Raw genomic sequence first — 19,205 nt, forward strand, 5'->3', positions numbered from 1 at the left:
TTGATAGATGCGCTCGATCACATCTTCACTCGAAGTAATTAGACCTGCCCCCGCCGCGCCCTTATTCTGGACACACGATTTACCTGTTCAACGAGGTATGCATGTCTGATCGGACCCTGGTAGACGGCTTCGCCCGGCGCGTGGATTACGTGCGCCTGTCGGTGACCGACCGCTGCGATTTTCGCTGCGTGTACTGCATGGCCGAAGACATGACCTTCCTGCCACGCCAGCGCATTCTCAGCCTTGAAGAAATTGGCGAGCTGGCCGAGCGCTTCGTCGCGCTGGGCACCCGCAAAATCCGCCTCACCGGTGGCGAACCGCTGGTGCGCAAGGGCATTGTCGAGCTGTGCCAGCGCATCGCCGCCCTGCCCGGCCTGCGCGAACTGTGCCTGACCACCAACGGCTCACAACTGGGCAAACTGGCCCAGCCGCTCAAGGACGCGGGCGTCAAACGCCTGAACATCAGCCTCGACAGCCTGGACCCCGCGCGCTTCAAAGAGCTGACCCGCACCGGCGATCTGCACACGGTGATAGACGGCATCGATGCCGCCAATGCCGCAGGCTTCACCCACACCAAACTCAACTGCGTGGTGATGAAAGGCCGCAACGATCACGAAATCAACGACCTGGTGGCCTTCGCCATCGAGCGCGGCGTGGATATTTCCTTCATCGAGGAAATGCCCCTGGGCGTGATCAGCGAACACAGCCGCGCCGAGGCGTTCTTTTCCAGCTCCCAGGTGCGCGAGGTGATCAGCCAGCGCTACACGCTGATCGATTCCGCCGAATCCACCCAGGGGCCTTCGCGCTACTGGCGGCTGGCCGAGGCGCCGCATATTCGCCTGGGCTTCATCTCGCCGCACAGTCATAACTTCTGCGCCACCTGCAACCGGGTACGTGTCACGGTCGAAGGGCGGTTGCTGCTGTGCCTGGGCAACGAGCATGGCGTGGACCTGAAGGCGGTGCTGCGTGCTCATCCCGGGCAGCCGCATAAAGTCGAGCAGGCCATTGTTGACGCCATGAAGCTCAAGCCGTGGCGCCATGACTTTCAGCTCAATGATGATGTGCAGGTGGTGCGTTTCATGAACATGACTGGCGGCTGACCGGTAGCAGGAGCTGCCTTGAAACCGCGTCGCCTGCATCGCGACCAAGGTCGGCTCCTACGCCGTCCGTGGTAGGAGCCGGCCTTGGCCGCGATGCGAACGACACGTTCTCGCGTAGTGCCAGGTAAAGTTACTTGTCTACCCCACCGCTATCATCGACCCTGTCCCCCTGCCCCACTTGCTGACCCCGGTATTACCTTGGACATCAAACAGCTCAAGTTCCTCATCGCCCTGGACCAGACCCGCCACTTCGGCCAGGCCGCGGCGCGCTGCAATATCACCCAGCCGACCCTGTCCATGCGCCTGCGCAACCTGGAGGACGAGCTGAACATTGTGCTGGTCAACCGTGGCCAGCGCTTCGAGGGCTTCACCCCTGCCGGCGAGCGAGTGCTGGCCTGGGCGCGCACCTTGATCGCCGCCCACGATGGCCTGTACGCCGAAGCGGCGGCCTGTCGCGGGCAACTGATCGGCGACCTGCGCCTGGCTGTGGTGCCGCTGAGCAGCTTCAACACCACGCAGTTCATCCAGACCCTGGCCAAGGAATTCCCCGAGCTGGGTTTCAGCGTCTCGACCATGACCAGCGACGACATCTTCGCCGCCCTGGCCAACAACCACGCCGACCTGGGTATCTGTTACCTGGACCAGGTCAACGCCAGCCACTTCGAATACTTCGAGCTGTCGTCCACGCGCATCGGGGTGCTGTACGACAAGCGCTACTTCACCTTTGCCAGCGACCAGATCAGCTGGGAAGAGGCGGCCGAGCTGCAGTTGGGCATGATCCTCAATGGTATGCACTTCCGTAAATCGGTGGACCTGAGCTTTCGCAGCCGTGGCCTGACACCGCGGCCGGTGCTGGAAAGCGACTCCACCTTCCAGCTGATCCAGGCGTTGCAGGCCGGGTTCTGTTGCGCGGTGATGCCGTTGGACGGTGGTTTCGAGGGGTTGAGCGAGCACATCGGTGTGCTGGAGCTGCCGGATGCCGAAGTATTGGCGCCGCTGGGGCTGATCATGCGGCGTACCGAGCCGCGTTCGGCGATTGCCGAGAAGTGCTTTGCCCAGGCGCGGACGTTTCTGATGCCGGGTCGCTGAAGCATTGTTACGGGTGCAGGAAAACACCCTTTCAGTTTGATAGGTAGCTAACAAACAGAGCCACTGTTACATTGCTGGCCGTCGAGATTGCCAACTGCTCGACGCCCCTATTGGACCATCACATCTGCTCCCCCCTGATGTGATGGTCCTTTTTTGTTTGGGCGCTCCCTCCTCCCCCCCAAAAATCCCACGCGAACACACAAGGCTGAAACCGCGGTGTGTCAGGCCATGGCGCGTTGCAACAAACTGTGGGACCGGGTTCTACCCGGGAAGCGCCGCGCGGGCGGCGCTCGATCTCAAGAACACCACCTCACCCCCCGACATGCACCTCGCAGGTACACCACACCTTTCCCCATGTGGGACCGGGGGGCCGGCCATCCGGTCCCACAAAAAGTGGGGGGGTGTAACTAAAAGGTGCATGTCGGGGGTTCTGCAGCGCTCTTGAGATCGCGCGCCGCCCGCGCGGCGCTTCCCGGGTAGAACCCGGTCCCACAGTTTGTTGCAACGCGCCATGGCCTGACACACCGCGGTTTTAGCCTTTGGTGCCTGGCGATGGATCTCGGCAAATATGAAACTTTATTCACAATGTCCATTCTGGTTCAAAACGCTGTGGCGCTATATAATTTTGGTTACAACGCCACCCATCGAACCCCACCAATGCCCCGTGCCGCACCGCTCTACCCCGCTGCTCTCAGCCTGGCCGCCGTAATCCTCGCCAGCCTGGTGGCCCTGACCATCGGACGATATCCCCTGCCCCTGTCACAGCTGCTGACCTTCCTCGGCGCCAGCCTGGGCTGGGCGCACTTGCCCGCCGATCAATACAGCCTGCTGCACAGCCTGGTCATCGACAGCCGCCTGCCGCGGGTCATTGCCGGGGTGCTGGTGGGCGCAGGCCTGTCGGTATCGGGTGCCGCGTACCAGGCGGTGTTCCGCAACCCGCTGGTGTCACCGGGGCTGCTAGGCGTATTGAGCGGCTGCGCATTCGGCGCGGCGCTGGGGATCGTCGGCAACCTGCACGGGGTGTGGATTCCCGCGCTGGCCTGCGTCACCGGGCTGGCTGCGGTGGCGCTGGGGGTGAGCATCGCCAACCTGTTCGGCATGAGCTCCATCCTCATGCTGGTACTGGGCGGCATCGTCGCCAATGCGCTGTTCACCTCGCTGCTGTCGATCACCCAATACATGGCCGACCCGCTCAACCAGTTGCCCACCATCGTCTATTGGCTGCTGGGCAGCCTCAGCGCGGTCGATCAGCAGTCGCTGAAACTGACTGCGCCACTGTTGGCCCTGGCCATCGCCGTGCTGTGCCTGCTGGGCCGCGCCATCGATGCCTTGTCGTTGAGCGACGACGAAGCCCTGAGCCTGGGGGTGCCGGTGCGGCGCATTCGTTACGGGGTGATTATCCTGGCCACGCTGATCAGCGCACTGACCGTGAGCATCGCCGGCATGGTCGGTTGGGTCGGCCTGCTGGTGCCGCACCTGGCCCGGCTGCTGGTGGGCCCGGGCAATGCCCGTCTGTTGCCGGTCAGCGCCGGCATTGGCGCCTGCTTTCTGCTGGCCGCCGACGCGCTGGCCCGCAGCCTGGGGGCCGGGGAGATTCCGCTGGGCATCGTTACCGAACTGCTGGGCGCCGTGGCCTTTGTGCTGGTGTTGCACCGGGTACGTCGGGGGTGGTTATGAGCGCGCCGCTGTTGCAGGCCGAGGGCCTCGGTTACCACCTGAACGGGCGCAGCCTGCTGGAAGGCATCAGCCTCAGCGTGCAGCCCGGCGACTGCATCGCCTTGCTGGGCGCCAACGGTGCGGGCAAAAGCACGCTGCTTAAAATCCTGCTGGGCCTGGTCAAACCAGCGTCCGGCCAGGTGCGTTTGAACGGTCAGCCATTGGCGGCCCTGGACCGGCGCAGCATCGCGCGGCAATTGGCCTACGTGCCGCAAAACCATGTACCGAGCTTCCCCTACAGCGTGCGCCAGATCGTCACCCAGGGCCGCCTGCCCATCACCGGTCTGGGCCGTGCCCCTGATGCCGACGACCTGGCCGCGGTGGACCGCGCCCTGCACGAGCTGGGCATCGACCACCTGGCCCTGCGCACCTACACCGAACTGTCGGGCGGCGAGCGCCAATTGGTGTTGATCGCCCGGGCGCTGGTGCAGCAGGCACGGATGATCCTGCTGGACGAACCCGTCACCGGCCTTGATTTCGGCCACCAGTTGCGCCTGCTTGAGCGCCTGCAGCACCTGGCCGCCAGCGGCCTGGCCATCCTCACCACCAGCCACCGCCCCGAACAGGCCCTGGCCGGCGCCAACCGCGCCTGGGTGCTGCACCAACGCCAACTGATCGCCGACGGCCCACCGCATCAGGTCATCGATGCTGGGCTGATGCAACGCCTGTACGGCGTGCCCGTGCGCCAGATCGACAGTGACCACCACCGATTCTTCGCCCCCTTGTGAGACTGATTGCATGAAGCACCTCCCGTTTGCCCCGCTGCTGCTGGCCGCGGCCGTCAACCTTGCCCACGCGGCCGACACCGCCCCCGTGCAGTTGGGTGCGGTGAACGTCAACGGCGTCTCGGAAACCCCGGCCGAACACGATGCCCGGGTAGCGCGGGAGAAAAGCGCGAACCTTGGCCCCCTGGGCGAACGGCGCCTGCTGGACACGCCCTACTCGATCAACGTGGTGCCCCACGACCTGATCCAGGACCAGCAGCTCAAGAGCGTCAAGGACATCCTGCGCTACCTGCCCTCGGTGCAAGGCGACGGCGCGCGCCCGCAGAGCCGCGGCATGCAGGGCAGCGTGGTGCAGAACTCGCGACTGGACGGTCTAAATGTGGTGTCGACCACCGACTATCCCGCCGAGCAGTTCGACAACGTGCAGGTGCTCAACGGCCTGGCCGGCTCCCTGTATGGCCCGGCCAACCCGGCGGGCACCTTCAATTTCATCTCCAAACGCCCCACCGATGAGCGCCTGAACCGCGTCACCCTGGGCGTGGGCACGGGCCTGAGCTGGCTGAAAGCCGCCGACCTGAGCGGCCCTTTCGACCCCGAAGGCAAGATCAAATACCGCCTCAACCTGATGGATGAACAGGGCCACAGCTACAGCCCCGGCAGCACCCTGCGCCGCCAGCTGGTCAGCCTGGCGCTGGACTTCCAGCTCAGCGACAGCAGCGTCATCGAGACCAACTTCAGCCACTACAACTATTTGGCCAAGGGCCTGCCGGGCAAGTTCGCCTTGGCCACCAACGCCAGCTTCCCCCACGCGCCCGACCCCACCAAGAGCAACCTGGGGCAGAACTACGCCGGCGACAACGACACCACCGACACCGCCAGTGTGCACTTCAAGCATGATTTTGATGGCAACTGGAAGCTGGACGTGGGGCTGCTGCGGCAGATCGCCGATCGCGAGTCCACGGGGGTGACCAATACCCTGGCCGCCATCGGCAACACCTACGCCCCCAGCGTCTCCACCGCCACCGCCAGCCGCTTCACCATCAACAGCTACCTGGCCAACCTCAACGGCAGCGTGTGGACCGGGGCGGTCCGCAATGACCTGACCGTGGGTGTCAGCGGCTTTGACTGGAAGAACTTCAACCCGGTGGGCGCCAATCCGACCATGAGCGGCAGCGCCAGCCTCAGCGACCCGACCAACTTTGTCGAGCCCGACTACCCGGACTTCACCGACCGCTACCACTCGGCCACCGCCACCCAGCAATCGCTGATCTTCGGCGACACCCTGACCTTCACCCCGCAGTGGAGCCTGATGCTCACCGGCAGCCAGAGCGAAATGTCGGTGCACAACTACGGCAAGACCGGCGCCACCACCAGCGGCTCCAACGACCACGGCCTGAGCGGTGCCGGCAGCCTGATGTACAAGCCGGTCGACGACCTGACCCTGTACGTCACCTACGCCGACAGCCTGCAACAGGGCGACACTGCGCCCACCGGCAGCAACAACGTCAACACTATCCTGGCGCCCTACCGCAGCAAGCAATGGGAGATCGGCGGCAAGCTGGCCTTGAACGGCGTCAACTTGTCTCTGGCTGCCTTCCAGATTAAGCGCCCTTATGCGTTTTTGCAGGATGACAAGACCTACGCCATCGGCGGTGAGCAACGCAACCGCGGCGTCGAATTCATGGCCGATGGCAAGGTCAGCACCAATGTGCGGATGTTCGGCGGCATCACCTGGCTGGACCCCAAGCTGGTCGACAGCGACTCCGCGAGCACCAACAACACCCGTATCGTCGGCCTGTCACGCTATACCGCCAGCCTGTTGACCGAGTATCAAGTGCCGCAAATCAAAGGCTTGGCGCTGAATCTTAATGCCCGTTATGTCGGCGCCCGGCCCACGGATGACACCGACACCCACTGGGTTAGCAGCTACGAAACCTTCGACCTGGGCGCCAGCTTCACCACGCACCTGATGCAGCGCAACACCGTGTACCGCCTGGAAGTCACCAACCTGACCAACGAGCGCTACTGGACCAACATCGTGCCCGGCGCCCTCAACGGCTACAGCGGCGTGGGTAACGCCAGTGCCCAACTGGGCGCGCCACGCATGCTGCAGGCGTCGATCCAGGTGGACCTGTGAAGCGTCTGCTCGCCCTGGCCTTGGCGCTGGCCAGCCAGGCCGCGCTGGCGGTGCCGGTGGTGGATGACGCCGGCCACACCGTGCAAGTGCCTGCCCACCCCCAGCGCATCGCCGATGGCTGGTTCGCCCATCATGCGCTGATGCTGACCCTGGGCGCGGGCGGCCGCATCGTCGCCACCGTCAACCACCCCGACCGCCAGCCGTGGATGTTCAAGGTGCAGCCGTCGCTGAACCAGGCGCAGGCCGTCACCGGCAACGCCTTCAACGTCGAGTCGCTGCTGGCTGACAAGGTTGACCTGGTGTTTACCAGCACCGGCGACCGCCAGGCCCTGGCATACGAACAGGCCGGCATTGCCGTGGTGCGCATGGGCTTCAACGACCTGCCCGGCCTTGAGCACAGCCTGGACATCACCGCCCAGGCGCTGGACAGCGACACCGCTCGGCAACGTGCCCATGACTACAACACCTGGCTCGATGGCCAGGTGGCAGACGTGCAGCGGCGCACGGCCGACCTCACCGAGCAACAGCGGCCACGGGTGCTGCACATCGCCTCACTGAACCCGTTGAAGGTGGATGGCGCCGACACCCTGATCGACACCTGGATCAGGCTGGCCGGCGGGCGCAATGCGGCGACCGGGCTGAAGGGCAATCTGCAGGTGGTGGACGCCGAACAGGTGCTGGCGTGGCATCCGGACGTGATCGTGCTGGCGGCGGATGCGGGTGACTTGAAGCAGGTGCCGTTGCTGGCGCAGTTGCAGGGGGTGAAAGTGCTGCGCAATCCGGCCGGGGTGTTCCCGTGGGACCGGTATGGTACCGAGGTGGGGTTGCAGTTGGTTTGGGCCGGGCAGCAGCTGCATCCGCAGCGGTTTGGGGATGTGGATATGGTGCAGCGGACGGTGGGGTTTTATCGGCGGTTTTTTGATTATTTGCTGACGCAGGCCCAAGCCCAGCAAATTCTGGCGGGGCAACGGCCACTGTAGCCGCTGCCGCCAGGCTGCGCTGGCCAGAGTGAACCCCGAATATCTCCAGCGAGGCACAGGGCCAGCGCAGCCTGCGGCAGCAGCTACGCACTACCTGCACCGTAGCCGCTGCCGCCAGGCTGCGCTGGGCGGAGTGAACCCTGAAGATCTCCAGCGAGGCACAGGGCCAGCGCAGCCTGCGGCAGCGGCTACGCACCACCTGCACCGTAGCCGCTGCCGCCAGGCTGCGCTGGGCGGAGTGAACCCTGAAGATCTCCAGCGAGGCACAGGGCCAGCGCAGCCTGCGGCAGCAGCTACGCACTACCTGCACCGTAGCCGCTGCCGCCAGGCTGCGCTGGGCGGAGTGAACCCTGAAGATCTCCAGCGAGGCACAGGGCCAGCGCAGCCTGCGGCAGTGGCTACGCACTACCTGCACCGTAGCCGCTGCCGCCAGGCTGCGCTGGCCAGAGTGAACCCTGAAGATCTGCAGCGACGCACAGGGCCAGCGCAGCCTGCGGCAGCGGCTACGCACTACCTGCACCGTAGCCGCTGCCGCCAGGCTGCGCTGGCCAGAGTGAACCCTGAAGATCCCCAGGGAGGCACAGGGCCAGCGCAGCCTGCGGCAGCGGCTACGCACTACCTGCACCGTAGCCGCTGACGCCAGGCTGCGCTGGCCAGGGTGAACCCTGAAGATCCCCAGGGAGGCACAGGGCCAGCTCAGCCTGCGGCAGCGGCTACGCACTACCTGCACCGTGGCCGCTGCCGCCAGGCTGCGCTGGGCGGGGTGAACTCTGAAGATCCCCAGCGAGGCACAGGGCCAGCGCAGCCTGCGGCAGCGGCTACGCACTACCTGCACCGTAGCCGCTGCCGCCAGGCTGCGCTGGCCAGGGTGAACCCTGAAGATCCCCAGGGAGGCACAGGGCCAGCTCAGCCTGCGGCAGCGGCTACGCACTACCTGCACCGTAGCCGCTGCCGCCAGGCTGCGCTGGCCAGCGTGAACCCTGAAGATCTCCAGCGAGGCACAGGGCCAGCGCAGCCTGCGGCAGCGGCTACGGGTTATTGGAAATCACGACTGCGCGTATCCAACCCACCCAACAACCCCGTCAAATCCGTCAACTTCCCCGCAATCAAATGCCTTACCCCACTCTCCGACTCCAGCCGCCCATGCACCTGCAACAACTGCGACCCCACCAGCGCCTTGCGCTGGCGCTCGGCCAGGTCGTTCCAGACCACTACGTTGACCATGCCGAACTCGTCTTCCAGGGTGACGAAGATCACCCCGCTGGCGGTCTGCGGGCGTTGGCGGCCGGTGACCAGGCCGGCCACGCTGATGTGCCGGCCATGGTCGATGCCCGCCAGGTCCTGCGAACTGCAGCAGCGCAGGCGCCGCAGTTGCGGGCGCAGCAGGGTGAGTGGGTGGGGCCCCAGGGTGGTGCCGACGGTGGCGTAGTCGGCCACCAGGTTTTCACCGACGCTGGGCACCGGCAACGCCACGGGGGTGTCCTGGCGGCTGGGCAGGTCGGCGAATAGCGGTAGCTGCGCCTCGACGCTGGCCACCGCCCAGCGTGCCTGGAAGCGGTGGCCGGCCAGGCCCTGCAAGGCATTGGCGTCGGCCAGCAAGGCGCGGGCACGCTGGTCCAGGCCGGCGCGCAGGCACAGGTCGCTGACGTCCTCGAACGGCCGCACGGCGCGGGCCTGCTCGATACGCTGGGCGTCTTCCTGGCGCAGCCCCCGGATCATCCGCAGCCCCAGGCGAATGGCCGGCTGCCCTTCTCCATCGGGTTCCAGGGTGCAGTCCCAGTCGCTGTGGCGCACGTCCACGGCGCGGGTCTGCAACTGGTGCCGGCGGGCGTCCTGCAGCAGCTGGTCGGGGCTGTAGAAGCCCATGGGCCAGCTGTTGATCAGCGCGCAGGTGAAGGCCGCCGGTTCGTGGCACTTGAGCCAGCAACTGGCGTAGGTCAGCAGCGCGAAGCTGGCGGCGTGGGACTCGGGGAAGCCGTAGCTGCCAAAGCCCTTGATCTGCTCGAAGATGCGCTGGGCAAAGGCCTCGCTGTAGCCGTTGCGCAGCATGCCCTGGGTCAGGCGCACCTGGTGCGGCTCAAGGCCGCCGTGACGTTTCCAGGCAGCCATGGAGCGGCGCAACTGGTCGGCCTCGCCGGGGCTGTAGTCGGCGGCGACGATGGCCAGTTCCATCACCTGTTCCTGGAACAGCGGCACGCCCAGGGTGCGTTCGAAGACCTTTTTCAGCGCTTCGGACGGATAGTCCACCGGTTCCTGCTTGTTGCGCCGCCGCAGGTAGGGGTGAACCATGTCGCCCTGGATCGGCCCGGGCCGCACGATGGCCACCTGGATAACCAGGTCGTAGAACTTATCCGGTTTGAGCCGGGGCAGCATGGCCATCTGCGCCCGTGACTCGATCTGGAACACGCCCACGGTGTCGGCGCGGCTGATCATGGCGTAGGTCTGCTGGCACTCCGAAGGGATGGTGGCCAGGGTCAGGTCGCGGCCACGATGGCGGCGCATCAGGTCAAAGGTGCGCCGCAGCGCGCTGAGCATGCCCAGTGCCAGCACGTCGACCTTGAGCAGGCCCACGGCGTCCAGGTCGTCCTTGTCCCACTGGATGATGGTGCGATCGGCCATGGCCGCGTTTTCCACCGGCACCAGGGTGTCCAGCGGGTGTTCGCTGATGACGAAGCCGCCAGGGTGCTGGGACAGGTGGCGCGGAAAGCCCATCAGCTCGCTGGTCAGGGCCAGCACCCGGCGCAGCACCGGGCTTTGCACATCGAAACCGGCTTCACCCAAATGCCCCACCGGCGGCACGCGGTCACTGTGGCGGCCCACGCAATCGGCCAGGGCGTTGACCTGGTCGGGGGGCAGGCCCAGGGCCTTGGCCACGTCGCGCATCGCCCCGGCGCCGCGGTAGCTGCTGGCCACGGCGGTGAGCGCGGCGCGGCGGCGGCCGTAGCGGTTGAACACGTACTGCAGCACTTCTTCGCGGCGGTCGTGCTCGAAGTCGACGTCGATGTCCGGCGGCTCGTTGCGCTCTTTGGAGATGAAGCGCTCGAACAGCATGTTCATGCGCCCCGGGTCCAGCTCGGTGATACCCAGCACGAAACACACCACGGAATTGGCGGCCGAGCCACGGCCCTGGCAGAGGATGCCGCGCTCGCGGGCAAAGCGCACGATGTCGTGGACGGTCAGGAAGTAGCTTTCGTAGCCCAGCTCGCTGATCAACTCCAGTTCCTTGTCGATCTGCTGGCGGGCGCTGGCGGTCACGCCCTGGGGCCAGCGCCAGCGCATGCCCTCCTCGCTCAGTTGGCGCAGCCACTGGCTGGCCGTGCGGCCCTCGGGCACCAGCTCGCGGGGGTACTGGTACTGCAATTGGCCCAGATGAAAAGCACAGCGCCGGGCAATATAGACTGACTCGTCCAAAAACTCCCTGGGATACAACTCGGCCAGCGTTGCCAACGGCCGCAGGTGCCGCTCGCCGTTGGCGAACAGGCGATGGCCGGCCTCGGCCACGGTGGTGTGGTAACGGATGGCGGTCATGGTGTCCTGCAGCGCCCGGCGTCCGCGGGCGTGCATGTGCACGTCGCCGCAGGCCACCGCGCGCAGGCCCAATTGCCCGGCCAGGGCCTGCAACTGCAGCAGGCGCGTGGCGTCATCGGCGCCGCGATGCAGTTGCACGGCCAGCCACAGCCGCTCGCAGCCAAATACCCCACGCAGCCAGTGCCCCGGCGCCAGGTCGCTGGTGTTGTCCGGCACCCACAAGGCCAGCAGGCCATCCAGCGACACCTGGGCGAAGTCCTCACGCAGCACCTGGTATTCGCCCTTGGCCGCGCGCCGTCGGGCCAGGGTGATCAGCTGGCACAGGCTTTGGTAGCCCGCCAGGTTCTCCACCAGCAGGACGATCTTGGGGCCGTTGTCGATGCGCATCTCGCTGCCCACGATCAACGGCAGCTCGCAGGCCTTGGCCGCCTGCCAGGCGCGCACGATGCCGGCCAGGGTGCACTCGTCGGTGATGGCCAGCGCTTCGTAACCATGACGTTTGGCGCGCTCGCACAGTTCCTGGGCGCTGGAGGCGCCGCGCTGGAAACTGAAGTTGGACAGGCAGTGCAGCTCGGCGTAGGCAGTGCTCATGCAAACCAGCCCTGCAGCCACAGCCGCCCCTCGTCGCCCACCGCCTGGTAGGCCCAGGCGCGCTGGCCGCTAGCGGTTTCCACCAGGTAATAGTCGCGGCGCACGTCGCCACCGTCCCACCAGCCCGATTCGATGCGTTCGGGGCCGGCCAGCACCCGCAGGTCGCAGTCGGTCCAGGCCTGGGGTTCGGCCAGCAGCCAGCCTGGGCGTGGCGCGCTGTCGGGCGTGGGCACGGTTTTGAGCAGCGTGTCGGCCAGCCAGGCCCGTTCGGGGCGGTGATCGGCGCGGGCCGCCAGGCCGCTGATGGCCTCGTCGCCCAGCCGTGCGCGCAGGCGCTCGCGCAATTGCTCCCAGGGCTGGGACTGCTGCGGGCGCTGGTCGAACAGGGTCTGGTGGGTGGGCACGAAGCGCGGCAGGTCGCGGGCCACCAGGCGCACGTTGCGCACCGGACGCTTGACCTGCACCGGCTCCAGGCGGCCACGGGCCAGTTCGAAAAGCATGCCGGCATCGCGCTCGGCGCCCAGCAGGCCCACGGGCACCAGGGTGTCCTCGCCTTCGGCGTGCTCCAGGTGCACCGTGAAGCGCTGCACGCCGCTGTCGCGACCGCCCAGGTAGGCGGCCAGGTCGTTGATCAGGCGGCGCAGGGGAAACAGCAGGGCCTGATGGGATTCCACGTCGAAATTGAGTTCGATGCGCTGCTCGAAAAAGTCCGCCGGGGTGTAGAACTGCAAGGCCAGTGGGCGCAACCCGCTCAAGGCGTCCAGATGCTGCAGCACACCGGCATCGAAACGCCGGGCCACGGTGTCGCGCGGCAAGGCTTGCACCGGCCCCACATGGCGCAGGCCCATGCGCGCAAACGCCGTGGCGGTGTCCCGCGCCAACCCCACGCGCTCGATGGACAACGGCGCCAGGGCCGCCGGCAGTTGCCCAGGCGTGAGCACCGCCAGGCCGTCATGGGCATTGGCGAGCATGCGCGCCGCCACCGGGTTGGGCGCCAGGGTGATGCGGTGGCTGAAGCCCAGCGCCACCAGTTCGGTCCGCAGGCGCGCCTCGAACTGCGGCCAGGGCCCGAACAGGCCCAGGCTGGATTCGACTTCCAGCAACAGCGCACGGGGGTAATGCAGGCTGACCTGAGAACTGAAGCGGTAGGCCCACGCGGCCAGAAACTGCTGGCATTGCTCGATGTCGGCCGGGTCGTGTTCCTGGGTGGTGAAGTCGCGGCTCAGGGCGTGGGCGGCGGTCAGGGTTTGCCCCGGGCGCAGGCCCAGGGCCCGGGCGGCCGGGTTCACGGCCTGCAATACCCGGCGCTGGGTGGGGCCGCTGATCAGGGCCAGGGGCGCGTCGGGGTCTTCGCGACGGCGCCGGGCGCTGTCCAGCGCCAGCTGTGGAAACAGGATACAGGCCCAGAGCATGGCAACCTCAGGCGCTCGCGCTGAAGGCCAGCGGCGCGGCCGGCGCCAGCCCGCCGCGGCACTTGAGCACGCGCAATTGCGCCGGGCGCAGGTCGATGGCAATGCGCAGCGCCGCCGGCGAGGGGTTGTTGGCCGCCTGCCGGGGGCGACAGGCGAAGGCCAGGGTCTGGCCGGTTTCGGCCGCCACCTGCAAGCGCCGCAGGGCACGGTCGTCCGCCGTTTGCGGCCAGCACAGCACCGCCGCGCAACTGCCCGAGCGCAGGCACTGCTCGGCCGCCCACAGGGCTTCGGTGCCCTGGGCGTCGATGACCGACAGCTGACGCAGGTCGACACCCGCCGCCTCCCACGCCGCCGGGTAGGGAATGAACGGCGGCGCCACCAGCACGATGCGCTCGCCGGCCTGGGTCAGGCGCGCCAAGGTGGGCCATAGCAGGCGCAGCTCGCCGCTGCCGGCACAGGGGATGAGGATTTCGCTGAGGGCGGCCGGTGGCCAGCCGCCGGTGGGCAAGGCCCGGTCCAGCGCGCCATGCCCGGTGGGCTGGGCGGCCACGGGCTGGGTCTGGGCGCGGCCCTTCCATACCCGCCGCTCGTCGAGCAGGCCTTCGAGGCTGACCACCGCGCCCATCAGCGACGCACCAGGCCGCAGAAGATGCCTTCGATCACCAGCTCCTGCTCGGCGTCGATCACGATGGGCTCATAGTCGGGGTTGCGCGGCATCAGGCGCACGCTGTTGCTTTTGAGTTCCAGGCGCTTGATGGTCACTTCGCCGTCCAGGCGCGCCACCACGATCTGGCCGTTGCGGGCATCGTGCTGGCGTTTCACGCCCACCAGGTCGCCGTCGAGAATGCCGTCGCCGATCATCGAGTCACCGGCCACCTGCAGCAGGAAGTCCGGCGTGCGCGCGAACATGCGCGCATCGAACACCATGTGGTCGTGCACGCCCACGTCGGGGTCGATGGGCCGCCCCGCCGCCACCCGGCCCAGCACCGGAATTTCCAGCAACTCGGGGCGCCGCTGGCTGCGCGCCAGGCGAATGCCGCGCGCCTGGTTGGGCGTGACTTCAATGAAACCGGCCTCGGTCAAGGCCACGATATGCTTGCGCGCCACGCTGCGCGAGGCAAACCCGAAGGCCTCGCTGATTTCCGCCAGGCTCGGCGGCTGGCCGTGATCGGCAATGCGATCGCGGATAAAGGTGAGGATGGCGCTGCGTTTGGGGGATAGTGTTGTCATGGAGTACATTTGTACTCTATGCGGGATGGGGGTGCAAGTGCGGTTGGTCGTGTGGGGGGCGCCCGAGATCTCATGCCAGACAAACAAAGGCGGACCAGGTGATGGCACAGGCATAACTGGCCCGAAACAGATGTGGGACCGAGGGAACCTCGGGAAGCGCCGCGCGGGCGGCGCTCGATCTCATGGACGCCACAAGGCCCCAAGGCATGCGCCTCTACGCCCCACCACGAACCGTAGCCGCTGCCGTGAGGCTGCGCTGGCCCTATGCCTCACTGGAGATCTCCAGCGTTCACACAGGCCAGCGCAGCCTGGCGGCAGCGGCTACAGGATTGCGTCAGGGCATCTGGGTGCATGTCTTGGGTTTTTTTGGCGCTCTTGAGATCGCGCGCCGCCCGCGCGGCGCATCGCGGCCAAGGCCGGCTCCTACATTTGTTGCAACGTGCCATGGCCTGTGGGATCGGCGTTGTCAGCCTTGGTGCAGGGCATGGCACCGCAGGGGCCGCTTCAAGCCCCCACGCAAACCCGGTTGCGCCCTTCCTTCTTGGCCCGATACATCGCCTGGTCCGCCCGCTGATACAGCTCATCCGGGGTGCACCCCGGCACAGCCAGGGCCACGCCGACGCTGACCGTCAGCACATCATCGGCATGCTCGCGCACGATACCCAGCGCCTGCACCGCCGTGCGCACCTCGTCACCAATGCGCCGGGCAAAGTCACGGTCCACGTCGGCGAAGAACAACACGAATTCCTCACCGCCCAACCGCGCCGCCAGGTCCAGCGGCCGGCGCGGGAAGCGCCCCAGGCGTTCGGCAATGGCCTGCAGGGCACGGTCGCCGGCCGGGTGGCCGTGCTGGTCGTTGTAGTGTTTGAAGTGGTCGACGTCGATCAGCATCAGCACGCACAGGTGCGCCTCGCGGGTCGACTGCGCCAAGGCACGACGGCCCAGGGTTTCGAAGGCACGGCGGTTGTACAGCCCGGTCAGGGCGTCGGTGCTGGCCATGGCATGCAGCGAGCCGCGCAACAGGAACAGCGTACGAAACGAGCGCTCGTGGAAGTAGCGCAGCGCCATCAGCGCCACCAGCGATGACACCTGGATCGGCATGAAGGCCGCGTATTGCTGGTCCAGCAAGGGCCCGGCCACCCACGGCGTCAGGGTCCAGCTGACCAGGGCGATCAGCAGCGCCATGACCATGGCCACGTGCACGCTGAGGCCCACCGGGAACAATACGGTGATGAACAGCAGCGTCACCGCGTCCAGCAGCAGCGGCAACTGAAATTCGCGGTGGTAATGGGCGTACAGCAGCATGATGCCCACCGAGGTGGCGCTGGTGACCCCCAGCACCGCTACTATCCAGCGCTGCCCGGTGGCGACCTGCGATTCCTGACGCACCTGGCGGTAGCCGAACAGCACAAACACGATCGTGAGCACACGCGTGCCGATGGCAAAATACGACGCCACGGGAAAGTGCGCGCCGTAGGCGTAAAAGAAATCCAGGCTCAGAAAGCCCAGCAGCGCCACCATCAGCAACAGCGCCGAGCCGTTGCGGGTACGCTGAAAACCCTGGTAGTTGATTTCGCGATATTCCTGCTCCAGCGCAGGCTCGAAACGCAACCAGGGGAACCCGCGCAAGCGCTGACGGGTATAGACACTGTCACTGTTGTCGACCAATTGGGTCAGACTTTCAAACCTGTTCACACGCACCCCGCGACACTGCCTCATCGATAGATAGCAATAAGCCATCTTGGTTGCAAGCTTTTACAACCAACAACTGTAGCTGCTCCCATTTGTAGCAGCGGCCGACAGGTCGCGTCACGGGCGGCACGGTATGCCTGATGCACCGTGTTGAGCATGACGCAGCCTTCGGCAGCTGCTACAGGGCGTCGTCGCCTGCATCGCGGTTTTCAAGAGGACAGGATCAGGCATAAGCGTCGCAGGTTTAGGTCTACGCAACGGAGCCCGCCGGGTCTAGCCTTGCTACACCCTTTTCCAGGAGACAGGCCATGAGCACAAAAACCTTCCTGATCACCGGCGTCAGTTCGGGCTTCGGCCGTGCCTTTGCCCAGGCGGCACTGGCCGCCGGGCACACCGTTATCGGCACCCTGCGCAACGCCCAGGCCAAGGCCGAGTTCGAACAACTGCACCCCACCCTCGCCCACGGCGTGCTGCTGGACGTCAGCGACTTCGCCGCCATCGCGCCGGCCATCAGCGCCCTGCTCGCCCGCCACGGCGCCATAGATGTATTGGTCAACAACGCCGGCTACGGCCACGAGGGCACCCTGGAGGAGTCGCCGCTGCAAGAGTTGCAGCGCCAGTTCGACGTCAACGTCTACGGCGCCGTGGCCATGATCAAAGCGGTGCTGCCCGCCATGCGCGAGCGGCGCAGCGGGCACATCATCAACATCACCTCCATGGGCGGCCTGATGACCCTGCCGGGCATTGCCTATTACCACGGCAGCAAGTTCGCCCTGGAGGGCATTTCCGAATCCCTGGCCCAGGAGGTGGAGCCGCTTGGGGTGAAAGTGACGGCCGTGGCACCGGGTTCGTTCCGCACCGACTGGGCGGGGCGGTCGATGGTGCGTACCCATCGCAGCATTGCTGACTACGACGCCCTGTTCGACCCCATCCGCCAGACCCGCGAAGCGCGCAGCGGGCATCAGCCGGGGGATCCGCAGAAGGCGGCGCAGGCGTTGTTGACGTTGATAAATGCCGACAAGGCGCCACGGCACTTATTGCTAGGCCAGGATGCGCTGCAACTGGTGCGTGCGAAGCTCAAAGCGTTGGAAGCAGAGATCGACGAATGGGAAGCGGTGTCAGCAGGAACAGGCTTCTAAAAACCGCCGCACCGCCCTCTCAAGCCAAACAAACAAGGCGGACCAGGAGATGGCACAGGCATAACTGGCCCGAAACAGATGTGGGACCGACGGGGCAGGCCATCCTGGGAACCTCGGGAAGCGCCGCGCGGGCGGCACGCGATCTCAAGATCGCCCCAAAACCCACGACATGCACCTAGCAGCCCTGACGCAATCCCTGTAGCCGCTGCCGCAGGCTGCGCTGGCCCTAAGCCCCGCTGAAGATCTCCAGTGTTCACACAGGCCAGCGCAGCCTGGCGGCAGCGGCTACAGGGTCGGCGGCGTCTGGTGGAGGTGCATGTCGGTGTTGCTGTGGCGTTCTTGAGACCGTGCGCCGCCCGCGCGGCGCTTCCCGGCCAGAGGCCGGTCCTACATTTGTTGCAACGCGCCATGGCCTGACACACCGAGGTCTTAGCCTTGGTGCATGGCTGGGGATAATGCAAGCCCCATCAGCAAAATCGATAGCAAGCTTACGAAACCCCCATCCCAGAGCCTCCAGGGCACTCTAATATCATTGTGAATGATATATACCTTCGCCCCATTCGATTCGTCGATACCACCCCCCAACGCACACACTCCGCCCATTCTCAATACAGTGGTGGACGTGCCCCATGGAACAGTCAATCAAACATCTACGCTTCCCTCTGGCCGCCCTCGCGGTCGTGGTGATGAGTGCTTGCGGGCGTGCCCCCGAGGTGGCCCAGGCGCCAGCCGCGCCCAAGGTCACCGTGGCCAAGGTGCTGGAACAGCCGATCAACGAGTGGGATGAGTTCACCGGGCGCCTGGAGGCGCCGCAAACCGTTGAAGTACGCCCGCGTGTGTCGGGGCAGATCGACCAGGTGGCCTTCACCGAAGGCGCCCTGGTGAAGAAGGGTGACCTGCTGTTCCAGATCGACCCACGGCCGTTCGAAGCCGAGGTGCGCCGCCTGGAAGCGCAAGTGCAACAGGCCCGCGCCACCGCCACCCGCACCGAAAGTGAATCCCAGCGCGGCGAACGCCTGCGGGCCAGCAACGCCATTTCCACCGAGCTGGCTGAAACCCGCACCAGCACCGCCCAGGAATCGCGCGCCGCCGTGGCCGCCATCCAGGCGCAACTGGACCTGGCCAAACTGAACCTGAGCTTCACCCGCGTCACCGCGCCCATCACCGGCCGCGTCAGCCGCGCCGAAATCACCGCCGGCAACATCGTCACTGCCGACGTCACGCCGCTGACCAGCCTGGTGTCCACCGACAAGGTGTACGCCTACTTCGACGCCGACGAGCGCGTGTACCTCAAGTACAGCCAACTGGCACGCAAGGGCGAGCGCGGCGCCACCACCCCGGTGTACCTGGGCCTGTCCAACGAAGACGGCAACCCGCACCTGGGCCAGATGGACTTCGTCGACAACCAGGTCAACCCCAAGACCGGCACCATCCGCGGCCGCGCCGTGTTCGACAACCGCGACGGCAGCTACACCCCGGGCCTGTACGCACGCCTGAAACTGGTGGGCAGCGGCACCTACGACGCCGTGCTGATCAAGGACGAAGCCGTGGCCAGCGACCTGGGCAAGAAGTACGTGCTGGTGGTGGACAAGGACCACAAGGCCGCCTACCGCACCGTGGAACTGGGCCCGAAACTGGAAGGCCTGCGTATCGTGCGCTCGGGCCTGGCCAAGGACGACACCATCGTCATCAACGGCCTGCAGCGCGTGCGCCCCGGCGCCCAGGTCGACCCGCAGGACGCGCCCATGGCCAGCCCCGCTACCCTCGCCGCCCTGGCCGAACAGCTGCGCGCGCTGCAAGCCAGCAACAAGCCCGCCGCCGCTGCCAGCGTGAACCTGGCCAGCGTCGCCACGCCACGCGGCTAAC

13 protein-coding genes are annotated in these 19,205 nt (G+C 66.4%); 8 read left to right on the forward strand and 5 right to left on the reverse strand.

Features of this window, described 5'->3' with window-relative positions; all coding sequences use genetic code 11:
• Nucleotides 1-101 precede the first annotated feature (101 nt).
• From moaA to ACZ9GA_RS15105, 6 genes are all read left to right on the forward strand, one after another.
• On the forward strand, nt 102-1,100 hold the full coding sequence (gene moaA, locus ACZ9GA_RS15080) for a GTP 3',8-cyclase MoaA (protein WP_457361916.1): 999 nt from the start codon (nt 102-104) through the stop codon (nt 1,098-1,100).
• 198 nt (nt 1,101-1,298) lie between these two features.
• A complete protein-coding gene (locus ACZ9GA_RS15085) occupies nt 1,299-2,189 on the forward strand; it encodes a LysR family transcriptional regulator (protein ID WP_457361915.1) in 891 nt (296 codons plus the stop codon).
• 657 nt (nt 2,190-2,846) lie between these two features.
• Nucleotides 2,847-3,866, forward strand: coding sequence for a FecCD family ABC transporter permease (locus ACZ9GA_RS15090; protein WP_457361914.1), 1,020 nt, complete (start codon nt 2,847-2,849; stop codon nt 3,864-3,866).
• A complete protein-coding gene (locus tag ACZ9GA_RS15095) occupies nt 3,863-4,633 on the forward strand; it encodes an ABC transporter ATP-binding protein (protein ID WP_457361913.1) in 771 nt (256 codons plus the stop codon). Before ACZ9GA_RS15090 ends, ACZ9GA_RS15095 begins: the two co-directional genes overlap by 4 nt.
• 10 nt (nt 4,634-4,643) lie before the next feature.
• Nucleotides 4,644-6,767 carry a TonB-dependent receptor gene (locus tag ACZ9GA_RS15100; RefSeq protein ID WP_457361912.1) on the forward strand — a complete coding sequence of 708 codons (2,124 nt, stop codon included), beginning with the start codon at nt 4,644-4,646 and terminating at the stop codon, nt 6,765-6,767.
• Nucleotides 6,764-7,747: an ABC transporter substrate-binding protein gene (locus ACZ9GA_RS15105; protein ID WP_457361911.1), complete on the forward strand. Its 984-nt coding sequence runs from the start codon at nt 6,764-6,766 to the stop codon at nt 7,745-7,747. The genes ACZ9GA_RS15100 and ACZ9GA_RS15105 overlap by 4 nt, the downstream gene beginning before the upstream one ends.
• A 1,035-nt stretch (nt 7,748-8,782) precedes the next feature.
• Here the strand turns inward: ACZ9GA_RS15105 and ACZ9GA_RS15110 are convergent.
• The 5 genes from ACZ9GA_RS15110 to ACZ9GA_RS15130 all read right to left on the reverse strand — a co-directional run bounded on the left by ACZ9GA_RS15110 (nt 8,783) and on the right by ACZ9GA_RS15130 (nt 16,203).
• Complete coding sequence (locus ACZ9GA_RS15110) at nt 8,783-11,887, reverse strand: error-prone DNA polymerase (protein WP_457361910.1); 3,105 nt, start codon at nt 11,885-11,887, stop codon at nt 8,783-8,785.
• The gene (locus ACZ9GA_RS15115; protein ID WP_457361909.1) at nt 11,863-13,278 is read right to left on the reverse strand and encodes a Y-family DNA polymerase; all 1,416 of its coding nucleotides are present in this window, start codon (nt 13,276-13,278) and stop codon (nt 11,863-11,865) included. Before ACZ9GA_RS15115 ends, ACZ9GA_RS15110 begins: the two co-directional genes overlap by 25 nt.
• Before the next feature lie 7 nt (nt 13,279-13,285).
• On the reverse strand, nt 13,286-13,903 hold the full coding sequence (gene imuA, locus ACZ9GA_RS15120; RefSeq protein WP_457361908.1) for a translesion DNA synthesis-associated protein ImuA: 618 nt from the start codon (nt 13,901-13,903) through the stop codon (nt 13,286-13,288).
• On the reverse strand, nt 13,903-14,517 hold the full coding sequence (lexA, locus tag ACZ9GA_RS15125) for a transcriptional repressor LexA (protein ID WP_027977640.1): 615 nt from the start codon (nt 14,515-14,517) through the stop codon (nt 13,903-13,905). The genes imuA and lexA overlap by 1 nt, the downstream gene beginning before the upstream one ends.
• Before the next feature lie 495 nt (nt 14,518-15,012).
• The gene (locus ACZ9GA_RS15130) at nt 15,013-16,203 is read right to left on the reverse strand and encodes a GGDEF domain-containing protein (protein WP_457361907.1); all 1,191 of its coding nucleotides are present in this window, start codon (nt 16,201-16,203) and stop codon (nt 15,013-15,015) included.
• A 305-nt stretch (nt 16,204-16,508) separates the two neighbouring features.
• On the opposite strand from ACZ9GA_RS15130, the gene ACZ9GA_RS15135 reads away from it, so the two are divergent.
• A complete protein-coding gene (locus ACZ9GA_RS15135) occupies nt 16,509-17,339 on the forward strand; it encodes an oxidoreductase (protein WP_457361906.1) in 831 nt (276 codons plus the stop codon).
• Nucleotides 17,340-17,968: 629 nt separating this feature from the next.
• Nucleotides 17,969-19,204 carry a multidrug efflux RND transporter periplasmic adaptor subunit MexE gene (mexE, locus tag ACZ9GA_RS15140; RefSeq protein ID WP_457361905.1) on the forward strand — a complete coding sequence of 412 codons (1,236 nt, stop codon included), beginning with the start codon at nt 17,969-17,971 and terminating at the stop codon, nt 19,202-19,204.
• The last annotated feature ends 1 nt before the right edge of the window (nt 19,205 follow it).

The organism is Pseudomonas sp. TE3644, from assembly GCF_056278815.1.